Source organism: Catonella morbi ATCC 51271 (assembly GCF_000160035.2).
GTDB classification, from domain to species: Bacteria; Bacillota; Clostridia; order Lachnospirales; family Lachnospiraceae; genus Catonella; species Catonella morbi.
On sequence record NZ_KI535368.1, the window covers coordinates 1 to 13,248 of the forward strand.

Annotated in this window: 16 protein-coding genes; 15 read left to right on the plus strand and 1 reads right to left on the minus strand. The window is 34.6% G+C overall.

Annotation, left to right across the window (positions count from 1 at the left end; genetic code table 11):
* The first annotated feature begins 244 nt into the window (after nucleotides 1-244).
* From GCWU000282_RS17045 to GCWU000282_RS07175, 15 genes are all read left to right on the plus strand, one after another.
* Nucleotides 245-745 (plus strand): SIR2 family protein, encoded by a 501-nt coding sequence (locus GCWU000282_RS17045; protein WP_242828938.1) that lies wholly within the window; start codon nucleotides 245-247, stop codon nucleotides 743-745.
* A complete protein-coding gene (locus tag GCWU000282_RS17050) occupies nucleotides 718-2,133 on the plus strand; it encodes a P-loop NTPase (protein WP_023354379.1) in 1,416 nt (471 codons plus the stop codon). Before GCWU000282_RS17045 ends, GCWU000282_RS17050 begins: the two co-directional genes overlap by 28 nt.
* Nucleotides 2,134-2,199: 66 nt before the next feature.
* The gene (locus GCWU000282_RS17055; protein WP_023354380.1) at nucleotides 2,200-2,508 is read left to right on the plus strand and encodes a hypothetical protein; all 309 of its coding nucleotides are present in this window, start codon (nucleotides 2,200-2,202) and stop codon (nucleotides 2,506-2,508) included.
* A 297-nt stretch (nucleotides 2,509-2,805) separates the two neighbouring features.
* Complete coding sequence (locus GCWU000282_RS17520; RefSeq protein WP_334291342.1) at nucleotides 2,806-2,889, plus strand: hypothetical protein; 84 nt, start codon at nucleotides 2,806-2,808, stop codon at nucleotides 2,887-2,889.
* A 130-nt stretch (nucleotides 2,890-3,019) separates the two neighbouring features.
* Nucleotides 3,020-3,349: a type IV toxin-antitoxin system AbiEi family antitoxin domain-containing protein gene (locus tag GCWU000282_RS17060; protein ID WP_242828939.1), complete on the plus strand. Its 330-nt coding sequence runs from the start codon at nucleotides 3,020-3,022 to the stop codon at nucleotides 3,347-3,349.
* A gap of 352 nt (nucleotides 3,350-3,701) precedes the next feature.
* Nucleotides 3,702-4,523 (plus strand): VanW family protein, encoded by an 822-nt coding sequence (locus GCWU000282_RS07135; RefSeq protein ID WP_023354384.1) that lies wholly within the window; start codon nucleotides 3,702-3,704, stop codon nucleotides 4,521-4,523.
* A 126-nt stretch (nucleotides 4,524-4,649) separates the two neighbouring features.
* The gene (locus tag GCWU000282_RS07140) at nucleotides 4,650-5,288 is read left to right on the plus strand and encodes a DUF3793 family protein (protein WP_051384155.1); all 639 of its coding nucleotides are present in this window, start codon (nucleotides 4,650-4,652) and stop codon (nucleotides 5,286-5,288) included.
* Nucleotides 5,289-5,322: 34 nt separating this feature from the next.
* Nucleotides 5,323-5,754 (plus strand): flavodoxin, encoded by a 432-nt coding sequence (locus GCWU000282_RS07145; protein ID WP_035039962.1) that lies wholly within the window; start codon nucleotides 5,323-5,325, stop codon nucleotides 5,752-5,754.
* 38 nt (nucleotides 5,755-5,792) lie between these two features.
* The gene (locus GCWU000282_RS07150; protein WP_023354387.1) at nucleotides 5,793-6,083 is read left to right on the plus strand and encodes a DUF2325 domain-containing protein; all 291 of its coding nucleotides are present in this window, start codon (nucleotides 5,793-5,795) and stop codon (nucleotides 6,081-6,083) included.
* Nucleotides 6,084-6,270: 187 nt separating this feature from the next.
* Complete coding sequence (locus tag GCWU000282_RS07155; protein WP_035039964.1) at nucleotides 6,271-6,984, plus strand: response regulator transcription factor; 714 nt, start codon at nucleotides 6,271-6,273, stop codon at nucleotides 6,982-6,984.
* The gene (locus GCWU000282_RS07160) at nucleotides 6,974-7,924 is read left to right on the plus strand and encodes a sensor histidine kinase (protein ID WP_023354389.1); all 951 of its coding nucleotides are present in this window, start codon (nucleotides 6,974-6,976) and stop codon (nucleotides 7,922-7,924) included. Before GCWU000282_RS07155 ends, GCWU000282_RS07160 begins: the two co-directional genes overlap by 11 nt.
* Complete coding sequence (locus GCWU000282_RS15880; protein WP_051384156.1) at nucleotides 7,881-8,261, plus strand: sensor histidine kinase; 381 nt, start codon at nucleotides 7,881-7,883, stop codon at nucleotides 8,259-8,261. Before GCWU000282_RS07160 ends, GCWU000282_RS15880 begins: the two co-directional genes overlap by 44 nt.
* 11 nt (nucleotides 8,262-8,272) lie before the next feature.
* Nucleotides 8,273-10,411 (plus strand): hypothetical protein, encoded by a 2,139-nt coding sequence (locus GCWU000282_RS07165; protein WP_023354391.1) that lies wholly within the window; start codon nucleotides 8,273-8,275, stop codon nucleotides 10,409-10,411.
* Nucleotides 10,408-11,328 carry an ABC transporter ATP-binding protein gene (locus GCWU000282_RS07170; RefSeq protein WP_023354392.1) on the plus strand — a complete coding sequence of 307 codons (921 nt, stop codon included), beginning with the start codon at nucleotides 10,408-10,410 and terminating at the stop codon, nucleotides 11,326-11,328. Before GCWU000282_RS07165 ends, GCWU000282_RS07170 begins: the two co-directional genes overlap by 4 nt.
* Before the next feature lie 2 nt (nucleotides 11,329-11,330).
* A complete protein-coding gene (locus GCWU000282_RS07175; RefSeq protein WP_023354393.1) occupies nucleotides 11,331-12,194 on the plus strand; it encodes an ABC transporter permease in 864 nt (287 codons plus the stop codon).
* Here the strand turns inward: GCWU000282_RS07175 and GCWU000282_RS07180 are convergent.
* Nucleotides 12,172-12,981: a hypothetical protein gene (locus tag GCWU000282_RS07180; protein ID WP_035039970.1), complete on the minus strand. Its 810-nt coding sequence runs from the start codon at nucleotides 12,979-12,981 to the stop codon at nucleotides 12,172-12,174. The two genes, GCWU000282_RS07175 and GCWU000282_RS07180, sit on opposite strands and share 23 nt — an antisense overlap.
* Nucleotides 12,982-13,248: the final 267 nt, after the last annotated feature.

Consider the following 13,248-nt stretch of genomic DNA (forward strand, 5'->3'; position numbering starts at 1 on the left):
AAGAATTAGCAGCCTGGGAGGTAGAGCGAAATATTTTTGCAGCAAAGGTCAATTGGCAATTTCGAACTGTTGATGCCAGAGTAAAATTGAATTCATTGTATCCTAAGTTCACAACAGCTTCCAGATAGGAAGTTGTTGTAATACTAAATATCAATGTGCCAGTACACTAGTTACTAATAGTGGGATGAATTTATATCTAGGGGCAGGATTTTCGGTTTATTCATATAATAGAGAGGGAGAGTCTTTGCCTCTGGGTGATTCAATTAATGAGCAATTGATTGAAATGTTTAGTTTGGATAAAAGTAGAAATTTAATACTTAGTAAGACTTGTCAGAAAATAAAAAAGGATAATGAAGATGGACTAAACAGAGTACTTAAGGATAAGTATACAGTAAATAAGTATAACCCAAATTATTGCTATATTACAGACCTGCCAATTAAAAATATAATAACGATTAATATTGATGACTTATTAGAAAAAGTGTATGCAGATAAATCGTCTAGAACATCTTTGAATGACACAAAAATATATGGTTCTATTGAGGTGAATGATGCTGTCAACTTATATAAATTACATGGTTCTGTAACATATCCAATTGAATATAAGATGTCATTTACGGAAAAAGAGTTAACTGACTTGTTTCTTCGTGAAAAAAACTATTTGAAACTGTTTCGTTTAAGATATCTTCCGCACCAACTATTTTTTGGGGTGTTAGTATGTCGGATAATAATACTCTTGACATAATTTGTAACAGTGAGGCCTTTGCAAAAGGAAAAACTCAAAAATGGATAGTGGTATACCCAAGCGAAGAAAATAAACAATATATCGAGGATTATGAAGAGCAAGGCTTCAATATAATTGAAGCTGATACGATGGATTTAATAGAATACTTGCATAAAATGCCTTTCACTAAAAAGAATATAAGTTCATCTAATTTGAAATATGAGGACCATTTCCCAAAGAATTATGTTTCAGAAAAATTAAAGAAATTTAGTGTAAGAAGACCAGTTGTAGATTTTTTTTCTGGTGCAGAGCCACAAATTTCGGATATACTATCAAACAATGTTTGTCGTATATCGTATTTTAATGAAGTTGTTAATCGGATAATCACTAATGATACGGTATTAATAACAGGTATTCCGGGATGTGGTAAGTCAACATTGTTGCTTCAACTCGCTTTCTCAGATGAAATAGATGGAAAAAAATTTTGGTTCAGTAATATTACAAAACAGGAAGCAGAAAGACTTAAGCAATTATTAATTAATGAAAAACAACAAGTTTTTGTTTTCATAGATAATTTATCCAACAATATGGATGCATTTAAACAGCTTAGGGATTCAACAAGTATTAATCTTGTCGTAGCAGAAAGAACGCTAAATTTTGATTACATAAAGCGCTCATTTAATATAGATTCGCATGAAATTATTGATATAAGCAATCTTTGTCAAGAAGATATACAACTTATTTGCAAATCTATGAATAGACCCAGCGTAGATGCATTAAAACTATCATCAAGCAATGAGAATGTATCACTACTTGAAATAGTATTTTATGCTGTGACAGATACGTTGATTGTTGATAGAATCAATGTATATATCAATGACTTGAGAATGTTTGAAGACGATAAATTAAACATAGATTTACTAGAATTGTTTACATTGATTAATTACACAAGTTATTGTGGTGTGCCTTGTTCAATGGATATGTTGATTTTTTATTTTGAAGAAGACATCAATGAATATAAGGATATTTTATATGCACTGGAAAAGATGACTAAAATTATTGTAGAAGCTGATAGTGAGAATGAGGATTTTGAGTGTCAAGACTATTTGGTTATGAGAAGTAAATTATTTGCAGAGAAATCGATTAAACTAATCGATAAAATAACGATGAAAAAGGTTTTGAATCAATTTTGGGATAATATTAATCCTCATATTATTTATAGATTTGATGTCATGAAGCGAAAAGCTTATGATACAGATATTACAACTAAAATCTTTAATGTAAAGGAGGGGCAGGAGTTTTATGAAAAAATCATTTCTATAGATAAAACTCCATTCGTTAAGCATCAATATGCAATTTTTTTACTAAGGAAAAAGAAATTTGACTTGGCATGGAATGAGATAGATTAAGCTTATACAGAGAGTAAAAAGAAAGTATTTACAATTGCAAACACACATGCTGTAATTCTTTTCGAAATGAATATTGAAGCGGAAGCTTCAAATGAAGAGGAAAGTAAAATACTTAAGGAAACAATGCAAAAATCATTTAAAACTCTTGAGTATTGCATAAATCAGGATGCAAGGATAAATTATCATACATTTGTTTATGCCAAGAACACTATACGTTATTATGAAAAATTTGATAGAGATAAATATTTGGATTCCTATGTGGAGAGCTCATTAGATCAATTAAAAGATATTTTAAGCCGAGATGAATGTATTCCTGCTAAAATGAGGCGAGAATTAATAGAATGTCAAAATAAATTACAAGCAATAAGATCTTAACTCTTGATAATACTTGACCACAAAACAAAATGCTAAATGGCTGATAGATATAACAGAGTTTGTCATTCCTGCAGAAAAGGCATATATCTCTATGATAGTATGTTATCTTGTTGAAAACATAGGGCGTGAGAGTAAAATCTTTCGCCCTATTTCGTTGAAAATAAAGAAAAAAGAAGATATAAACTGTTGTATTCGTGCGTACTAAATACTATAATGTAAGCGCAATTACAACAAAAGAGGGGAACACAATGAATTATGTAAAAAATAAAAGAAAAAATAAGTAAAACAGGTGGAGTTATTACAAACAAAGAACTTAAAAAGTATAACATTCCTACGATGTATTTAACGCGAATGGTGGAATCGGGCAGCTCATTCGTGTAGACAGAGGAATTTATATAAATTCAAATGGGGATTATGATGAATATTATTTTTTTTCACAATAGAAGTAAAGTCGCTATTTTTTCTTAATATATCCGCACTATATTTCCACGGTTTTACAGACATAATTCCATTGGAAATGGAAGCTACAGTATATAAAGGCTACAATACACATCGTATAAGCGGAAATGTGAGAATCCACTATGTAACAAAAGCAATTTATTATTTGGGTATTACAAAGTGTCAAACTATGTTTGGAAATATAGTAAAAGCCTACGATTTGGAAAGAACAATTTGTGATCTTATAAAAAGTAGAAGTGAAATAGAAGCCGAAGTGTTTTCCAAAACTATTAATAAATATGTTCGTTATGTCAATAAGAATCTTAATAAACTGTATGAGTATTCTAAGAAAATGAAAATATATGAAAAAGTAAAAGAAATATTGGAGGTTGTTTATGAATAAAGACAGGCTAAGAGCGATATGTCAAAAACTGCCAAAAGAAACCGGACTTAGTTTAATGTGATACAAACACACTATTTTCTTAATGTATTAGCAGACTTAAAACTAGAAAAAGACCTTAAAATACGATGGAGTAGCTATCAAAAAAGATTTCGTTATGCAGAAGAAATAAGTTTTGATGAAGCAGTAAATACAGTGATAGAAGTGGTGGAAAATATAAGATAACTACGTGCGTCGGGCATTGAAGCCCACAAACTATACAATTACATAAGAAACTTTATCAGCCTTCCCATCCTTGCCTTTCCCCTCCCATACCTGTATAATATCCATAAAAACAATACCTATGAGGTGATTAATGAAGAAACGAAAACTATTTTGTGAAATTTCTCCATTTACATATGAAATTTCCTTATGGAAAGAAAGAATCAAAAGAAGAATTAGGGATATTAAAAATTCAACTAAATTTGCAAGAGAAAAGCAGGTAGATAAACTCCCTGTCCTAATTTACGAGCATAAATCCTTAATGCGGAGAAGGCTTGGGAATGTAAGGCAGGATTTACAGGAAAATAAAGTTATAAATTTAAGTTTGGCGGCTCCGAAGGTTTCAGGTATTTTGATTAGACCCGGAGAAGTTTTTTCATTTTGGAAACCGGTTGGGAATTGTTCTGAGAAAAAAGGTTATAAAGCCGGACTGACAATTTCTCTTGGAAAAGTTTCAGAGGGAATTGGAGGGGGAATGTGCCAATTTACGAATTTACTGCACTGGATGATACTTCATACACCTCTTACTGTCACCGAGCACCATCATCATGATGGCTTTGATTTGTTTCCGGATTTTGGAAGACAGGTTCCTTTCGGAACCGGAACTTCTGTTTTTTATAATCATATAGATTACCGATTTAAAAATGATACAGACCAAACTTTTCAAGTTCTTGTTTATACAACGGAAGAATACCTCTGCGGTGAGATTCGTGCAGAGAAGGAATTATCTGTGAAATATCATGTTTATATAAAAGATGAAAAGTTTGTACGAGAGGGAGAAGATATTTATAGGGTTGGAAAGGTGTTTAGAAAATGTAATGATAAAAAAACAGGAAAACTTTTGTCTGAACAATTATTGAAGGAAAATCATGCTAAGGTTATGTATGAACTTCCGGAGGAAAAAATCGAAAGATAACTTCTTTAGTAGTAAATCTTTATGAAAATAATAATAATTCTCAAAATCTATTGACAAATGAAATGAAATCTATTATTATTTTAACCAGTTAGTAAAAGCTAACTAAAAATGATTCGGAGAGGTGCTATGAGTTTTGATATTGTAGACATAATAAAGGAGATGGATGCACAATCAGTTTCACTTCAGCTGGCTTTGCAGTGTGCTCCGGTTATTTCGGGAATTAAGATATCCAATCTTTTAACAATACCTGCAAAAAAACTCAGAGAATTATCCGGAATTTTAAAGAAAACCGGACTTTCTTTCAGGGTTGTATATCCCGGAAAAGAAAGGCTCGTAATTTTGGTTTATAGGGAAGATAAGCTTAGGGAATATTTGGAAAGAGATGAAATAAAAGCATTTATTCAGAAATGTAATTATAAAGTCTCCTGTATAAATCAGATATTTCCGCTGTTTGTAAGGCGTTATATGAGATATATGGAGCTGAAACAGGATTTTCCTCATGAACTGGGTCTGCTTCTTGGTTATCCGATAGAAGATGTGGAAGGATTTATTGTAAATAACGGTAAAAATTACTTACACAGCGGATATTGGAAGGTGTATAAAGATGCCGAAACCAAAATCAGGCTGTTCAAGAATTACGAGAAGGTGCAGACAGAGATAGTGCGGTTATTGTATGAAGGACTTGACATAATAAGCATTATCAACAATTACGGCAACATAGATCATTGTGAAGCGGATGAAACTGTTCAGGTGATTTGTGCATAAAAAACAGTGTGAATACACAGAAAGAGGATGTATTATGAGCAAAATAAGTGTAGTTTATTGGTCACAGACAGGAAATACTCAGGCAATGGCTGAGGCGGTTGCTGAGGGAATTAAGGGAGCAGGTGCCGAGGCAGAATTACTTGAGGTTGGAGCTGCTTCTGTAGATGCACTCAAAGCAGAAAAGGCATTTGCACTCGGATGTCCGGCTATGGGTTCTGAAGTTCTTGAAGAGAGTGAGATGGAGCCATTTGTAACTGAGCTTGAGGCACATGTATCAGGCAAGGTTATCGGACTTTTTGGTTCTTATGACTGGGGCGATGGTACCTGGATGAGTGACTGGGTAGAAAGAATGAAGGCAGCAGGCGCAACTGTAGTAGGTGACGAGGGTGTTATCTGCAATCTTGAGCCGGATGCTGAAGGCCTTGAGAAATGCAAAGAGCTTGGAAAGAAGCTTGCACAGGCGTAGAAGTTAAGTAAAACTTATATAAGTCAGAGAGGTGCATTATGAGTGTGGTAATAGTTGGCGGTCACGACCGTATGGTTTGTATGTATAAGAAAATTTGTAAGGAACATAAATGTAAGGCAAAGGTTTTTACACAGATGTCTGCCAATTTAAGTGGTCAGATAGGCTCACCGGATATATTGATACTATTTACGAACACTGTATCACATAAAATGGTGCGCACAGCCTTGGCAGAAGCTGAAAAATGTAAGGCTAATATAATCAGGAGTCACACAAGCAGCGGAACTGCATTAAATGAGATTCTTGATACGGTTATGCCGGCAATGGCATAGATTTAATCGGATAATTACAGATTTTAAGATAGTCATATTTTGAAGGACGGTAGCTTAGGTTGCCGTTCTTTTTTATTCCTTACATTATCAAATTGTAAGAATAATTTAATACATAAATCAGCTAAAAATGATATACTTGCGTATAGATGAAGAAAAAATAATATTTTCAAAAAATAGGAGTATATGTATGAAAGCAAAAGCAAAGATTCTTGTAGTTGATGATGATAAAGAGATAGCAGACCTTGTGGAAATTCACCTTGTAAGTGAAGGCTATGAGGTGAGAAAGGCAAATGATGCCGTTACCGGGCTTGCCATACTGAAATCGGAGGAAGATATTTCACTTGCCATATTGGATATAATGATGCCGGGGATGGATGGACTTTCTATGGTTAAAAAAATTCGTGAGACCAGCCATATACCTGTAATTATGCTTTCTGCCAAGTCAACTGACCTTGATAAAATAGTAGGGCTTGGCAATGGAGCGGATGACTATGTAACCAAGCCTTTCAATCCTCTTGAGCTTACAGCTAGAGTAAAGGCAAATCTCAGAAGGTTTACCGAGTTTAATTCAGGGCAGAAAGCCGGAGTTGATTCCGGGGATGAAATTATAGAAGCAGGTCCTCTTTATATAAACAAGAGTACCAGAGAGGTAAGGACTTATGATAAAGAAGCTAAACTTACCCCTATAGAGTATGATATACTTTGTCTGTTGGCAAGTAATCCGGGACGGGTATTTTCCACTGATGATATTTTTACCAGGGTATGGAATGAAAAAGCCTTTGAAGGAAATAACACAGTTATGGTACATATAAGAAGGCTTAGGGAAAAGATAGAAATGGATGCAAGAAATGCCAAAATAATAAAGACAGTTTGGGGAGTTGGATACAAGATTGAAAAATAAATTATTTCGAAGTGTCAAAATAGAAATCATAACTTATGTAATATTAAGTTTGATACTTTCTCTTATCACAACTATTGCCATAACATTTGGTATATTTGTGCTGAGAGATTTTATTAAAAGAGATGCTATAAAGCATAACGTATCGACTGAGGCCGGCAATATCAAGAGCGGAACAGGTTCAGCAGGTTCAAATTCTTCTACGGACAAAGAAAGTAATCAGGCTATAGGAGAAATTAAAAATCCGGTAAATGGGACTCCCGGAGGAAATTCCATATATCGTTATCAGGAAGAAACAAGGATTAAGCTTACAGAAAACCGCAGATTTGTAGGATTTATAATCTTGGAAGTAATAGCTTGCTTTATCTTCTTTTTTGCAATTTATTTTATCTTTTTTACTAAGAAGATAACTGATTATTTTGAACAGTTAGACAAGGGAATAGAAGAATTTTCCGGAGGGAATTTTGATATTAAATTTGAGATAAGAAATGAAGATGAACTTTCCAATATGGCTCGCAATCTGAACAGGACCACAGGTGAGATAAACCGTATTCTTGCTAAAGAAAGAAATGAGGAGAAGAGTCGTAAGGAATTCATTACCAGTATAGCTCATGACTTGCGTACCCCGTTAACTTCTGTAATCGGTTATCTTCAACTGGTTATGTCCAAGGCTGCTGAGAGCAGAAACAATGAGGAACTTCTGATTAAGAATGAAGAATATATAAGGGTGGCTTATGATAAGGCTATAAGACTTCAGGGGCTTATAGAGGATTTATTTTCATTTACCAAAACAGACTCTACCGAACTCAGGCTTCATCTTGAAGAGATAGACATAGTTAAGCTTATTGAGCAGTTAGCGGATGAGTGTTATCCGAGTCTTCAAGAGGCGGGACTCAGCCTTGAATTTAGAAAAGTCAGCCGAGGTTATGAAGATAGAGGCTGACGGAGAGCTTATGGCAAGAGCCTTGGCAAATCTTCTGACCAATGGTATAAAATACGGTAAGGATGGCAAGAAGCTTATAGTAGAGCTGTATCAGGAAAATGAAAAAAGTGATTTGCATATTCGTATAATCAATTATGGAAGGCTCATTCCTAAGAAGGATATAGAGCATATTTTTGATAAGTTTTACAGGGTTGAAGATTCCAGATCCGTTGAAACAGGAGGAACGGGGTTAGGACTTGCAATTACCAAAAATATAGTCAGCCTTCATGGCGGAGATATTAATGTGAAAAGCGACTTATACGGTACGGTCTTTGAAATAATTTTACCGGTAAAATAGGGAGGATTAGCATGAAGAATGGATTATTTTGGGCATTATCCCTATTTTTTCTTTTTGCAAATTTTGCTCATCCTGCAGAACTTCAGAGCTCTTATCATAAATCAGTTATTGCAAAAGCTACGCCTTTCAAAGAAACTTCATCACTTGGAGAGCTCGATATAGAGTATGGAATTAACGGATATATACGCATTTCCTCACTTGTAAGAGTAAGGGTTACATTAAAAAAAGCAAAGAAAGACTTTAAGGGCACTGTTCACCTTAGGTATTATTCGGTAGGAGAGGATCTGTCTTCCTACAGCAGTGAAATAAACATTAAAAAGGGAGAAGATACAACAGTTTATTTCTATCCTTTTTTAAATACGGTAGATCCCGGATTTACAATAGCTATTTTGGATAATAATGGCAAAGAAGTGGAGAGCTTCGAGGAAAATATAGGGGAAGAGAATGTAGACAGCAGTTCAGAATTGGTAGTTGCAAGTTTTCTTCCGAAAGATAAGATGTTTTCTCTCATCGGTGAAAAGGATTTTAAGGTTAAACGTATTTATTTAAGTGAAAATCAAACAGATGGTGACTATAGGAGCTTATCTTCCTTTGATTTGGTTATTCTTCCGGATAATTATAAAACTGAGTTAAAGTCTGAGACTGTTGAAATTTTGAAGGAAAGGGAGAGACAGGGGGGAGTAAACCTCCTTGAGAAAGATATAGAGAATTTTAACCTGAACAGGTTGTATCTGGGAAGGGAAGACAGAGCAGAGTGGACTTGGAAGACGGAAAGAATCCTGATTCCCGTATTAGAGAATCTTAATATAAAGACAGGAAGATATATAGTTATTATTTTTATTTATATAATAGTTGTAAGCCCGATTACTTATTTTCTTCTTGCAAGAAGAAAAAGAAAGTTAGAGTATTGGATTTTTGTTCCTGTATGGTCGGTTATTTTTACAGCTATAATTTATATGGTGAGTGCAGACAGCCGTATTGATGGAATGTACATGAATTATGTGTCGGTACTGGACCTCAGAAAAGACAGAGGAATCGAAGATGTGGCTTTATCAATAACAAGTTCTTCCAATACACCTTATAAACTTGAGATAAACAATGGATACAAGGTAGAAAGCCTGTATGGCAGTTTTTCAAAATTTGTGGGAAAAAATGATGAAAAGGTAAAATATAATATAGAAAGTAAAGACAACGGAGCAGACATAAATGTGATGGAGACCAGTGTCTTTGACACGCTTTTTATAAAGGCGAGAGGAGAGTCCGGAATAATCCTGGACAGTGCAGGAAAAATATACAGGGATGAGGCTGCAGTTAAGGGAGAATTTAACAATAAGCTTGGAGTGAACTTAAAAAAGGTTTTCGCCGTATATGATGATGAGATTATATATATCGGTGATGTGGCAAATGGTGAAAGTAAAATATTTGATTCAGATATAAACGGTGTATTTTTAAATGATCTTACTGCGAGTTTACAGGATTCTGTGTTTATGAATAAAATATTTAATTTTTCTTATGAAGGGGAGAATGCTAAAATTCAGACTTTACTTACAACAGTTTTAGATAAAACCTCAGTATCCGGTGGTAAGAAGCCGGCGTTTATTGCATTGGCAGACGGAAGGCTGAAAGGAGAGTTTACCTCTGATGTGAGCACTGTAAACGGTTATACCATACTTGTATTGCCGGCGGATAAAGGTACTGATTCTGATAATTTTGTAAATTCAATAGGGAAACTTCCTATGTCTATCGGAGAAAACAGCTATAGTTTTTCAAACAGTGCCTTATTAAATAAAAATTCTGTTGATATAAGTTATGAGACGGATAAAAACAGGAGAGTAAAAAGTCTTATGTTACTTTCTTTATTCAAGGAAGAGTTAAATCCGTGTAAGGTCTATATATTTAATCCCAAAAAGGGGGGTTATGATGTTGTTTTTAAACCGGATAAAGACTTTATCAAAAAATCCAGAGAGTATATAAACAGCGGGGGAAATATAGCTTTTGACAGAGGAGAAAATCAGGTGTTTTATATGAGTCCCGACTATGTGGAAAATGGGAAAATAATTCTGCGCTATGAGGTTGAACAGTCAGCTTATGATGAAATGTCAGCTTTTTCGATACCTAATATACCTAAGATATCAATGGAGTATGAATGATGATTGAGATAGAGAACTTGACCAAGAGCTTTGGAAAAACTAAGGCTTTAGATGGTTTTTCGCTCAAAATAGAAGATAATGAAATTTATGGTTTTGTAGGGCAAAACGGAGCAGGAAAAACTACAACAATGAGAATAATATCAGGGCTTATTCCTGCTGACTCAGGCAAAGTAATTATAAATGGGTTAGATGCGGGATGTGAAGTGGAGAAAGTCAGAAGTAAGATAGGCTATGTCCCGGATTTTTTCGGAGTGTATGACAATCTGAAAGTCATTGAGTATATAGAGTTCTTTGCTGCCGCGTATAATATGACGGGAAGAGAGGCAGAAAGAGAGTGTCTGAGGCTTTTAGAAGAGCTGGGGCTTAGTGACAAGACAGACTTTTTTGTAGATGATCTTTCAAGAGGACAGAAGCAAAGGCTGGGACTTGCACGCGCTCTGATACATAATCCGGATATTTTAGTCTTGGATGAGCCTACTTCAGGGATGGATCCGAAGGGAAGAGTTGAAACAAGAAATCTTCTTAAAAGGCTCAATGCACAAGGAAGAACCATATTAATAAGCTCTCATATTCTGCATGAGATTTCGGAACTTGTTACCGGTCTTGCGATTATTGAAAAGGGCAAGGTAGTTATGAGCGGAAGTATAGACAGTATAGAAAGAACTATGCACGTAGAAAATCCTATCATAATGAAGGTAAATAAAGGGGCGAATATTGCGGCTGAAGTTTTGAAAGAAGATGAGGCTGTGCTCAATCTTACAATAACCGAGGCTGATGAATTCTATATAAGTTACAGCGGCTCTGAGGAAGATGAGGGATATTTGCTAAAAAGAATGGTGGAAGCGGGAGTGCTGGTTTCTTCTTTTAGTAGGCGCGGACATGATTTGGAATCTGTATTTATTAAGATTATGGAGTAGAGATGAAGAAATATAAAACCAATGCTGTATATATAAAAGAACTGAAACAATCTGTGAGAAGTCTTAAATTCCCTGCTACTGTGGGACTTTATTGTTTTATTTTGGCAGTTATAGGGCTTTTCACTCTGGTTGCAATGTCTGCTTCAGGTTATACCCTGTATAATTCTTATACAATCAAGCAGGATTTTGTAATATTTTGTTCAATACTTTTTGGCTTGGAATTCAGTCTGGTAATCTTTGTGGTGCCTGCTATTACAGGAGGGGCAATTTCGAGTGAAAAAGACCATGGTACTCTTGATATACTTATTGCCACCTCACTCGGAACTCCGAGAATAATTATAGGAAAGCTTTTATCGGCAATAAGCAAGCTTATGCTGTATGTAATTTCAAGTCTTCCCATACTTGCTCTTGTCTTTACCATGGGAGGTGCAAGCCTTGCCACTCTTGTCAAATATATTTTACTTATAATATTAACAGCTATATATATAGGAAGTTTTGGAATTCTTATGTCGGTTATTTACAGAAAAACAAGTACTGCTACCGCAATTACTTATATATGGGTTATGTTTATAACACTGGGAACTATATTTATTACTCTCATAAGTAATATGTTGTCTTTGACAGATAACAGATTTTTAAACCCGATATTTTTGTTAAATCCCGTAGTTACTCTCTTTGCGCTGCTGGATGTTCAGATAGGACTGCCTGATGTAATAGGCAATTACATAGAGTTTCAAAATAATACCGATTTCCTGATGAAGAACTGGTTCAGTATCAGCCTTATAACTCAGGCAGTAATTACAATAATAAATATAAGCCTTGCAAACCATATATTAAATCCTTTTAGATGCGGAGCGAGGAAATAAGGCGTAAAAACCTTTTTGAAAGCTTCACTTCTTTAAGTCTGTTTTCATACTCGGTTTTGTTTAAGGTGTCTATATAATTAAGCTCATATTTTCTTTTAAATCCGCCGTCCATAAGGAGGCGGACAGCTTTATTATAAGCTATGGCCGCTGTTACCTCGTCTGTGTAGCGGCCGACTATTACTGAGCCTTTAATATGTATTTTAACCACATATGATGGCTTCGGAAATTGCTTTTCCAGTCTTACACCGGTGTAGCGGTTTATTATTTTAAGATTTTCATATCGAAAATCAAGATTGTCCCCATTTAAGAAAATATAATCTTTTCCGGCTACGGCAAAGCTTCTTATCCCGTAGCGGTGTAAAATATTAGCCTGCATACCGTAATCTGCCACGAAAAAATGCCTCCCTCTTCTTATAATTTTATGGTTGGAATAATAGAAAAGATCTTCTGCAGAAAACTTCATAACCTCTGTGGGAGACAGATAATACTCAAAAAATTTTCTTCTTAAATATATCGGGTTTTTAATATAAAGCCCATTATCACGAAAATTAATTATAGTTATCCATTTTTCGAAATTCAGGTTCATTGCAGCTTCATAATCATCAAGAGATTTCTGACTCTTATCCGAAACTAATTCCAAAGCCTCGCTATAGGCGGAATTGGCAGTCTCCATCTTCTCAAAGCTTCCCAGACTTATGTGCTTGGATCTATATGTAAAAGAAGCTACGAAGCGGTCTCTCCCTTTGGAATCAACTCTTTTATATACACCTTTTAATAAATGTTCCAATTTTATGCTCCCCTTTAGGTAAACTTTCAAAAACATAGTATCATGCTTTAAAATTGCTGTCAAAGGAAAACAAAAAAATCAACCTTAAAAATATACAAAATTATACAGTGGTAGCATTAAAAAATTGTACAGAATTCATGTAGACAAAATTTTTAGCCATATAATTGTTCACCGAAGCCCCCAAATATGCCATTATTGTTGACAAGACAGATTTTGGTGGTTATACTTACGAACATAGGTTATGTAATAATTTTGTAATATATTTGA

Excerpts from the sequence above, each read along its gene's own strand:
- GCWU000282_RS07150 (WP_023354387.1), top strand. The coding sequence starts at position 5,793 with ATGAGTGTGGTAATAGTTGGCGGTCACGACCGTATGGTTTGTATGTAT.
- GCWU000282_RS17050 (WP_023354379.1), top strand. The coding sequence starts at position 718 with ATGTCGGATAATAATACTCTTGACATAATTTGTAACAGTGAGGCCTTT.
- GCWU000282_RS07145 (WP_035039962.1), top strand. The coding sequence starts at position 5,323 with ATGAGCAAAATAAGTGTAGTTTATTGGTCACAGACAGGAAATACTCAG.
- GCWU000282_RS07165 (WP_023354391.1), top strand. The coding sequence starts at position 8,273 with ATGAAGAATGGATTATTTTGGGCATTATCCCTATTTTTTCTTTTTGCA.
- GCWU000282_RS07170 (WP_023354392.1), top strand. The coding sequence starts at position 10,408 with ATGATGATTGAGATAGAGAACTTGACCAAGAGCTTTGGAAAAACTAAG.
- GCWU000282_RS17055 (WP_023354380.1), top strand. The coding sequence starts at position 2,200 with ATGAATATTGAAGCGGAAGCTTCAAATGAAGAGGAAAGTAAAATACTT.
- GCWU000282_RS07175 (WP_023354393.1), top strand. The coding sequence starts at position 11,331 with ATGAAGAAATATAAAACCAATGCTGTATATATAAAAGAACTGAAACAA.
- GCWU000282_RS07140 (WP_051384155.1), top strand. The coding sequence starts at position 4,650 with ATGAGTTTTGATATTGTAGACATAATAAAGGAGATGGATGCACAATCA.
- GCWU000282_RS07135 (WP_023354384.1), top strand. The coding sequence starts at position 3,702 with ATGAAGAAACGAAAACTATTTTGTGAAATTTCTCCATTTACATATGAA.
- GCWU000282_RS07155 (WP_035039964.1), top strand. The coding sequence starts at position 6,271 with ATGAAAGCAAAAGCAAAGATTCTTGTAGTTGATGATGATAAAGAGATA.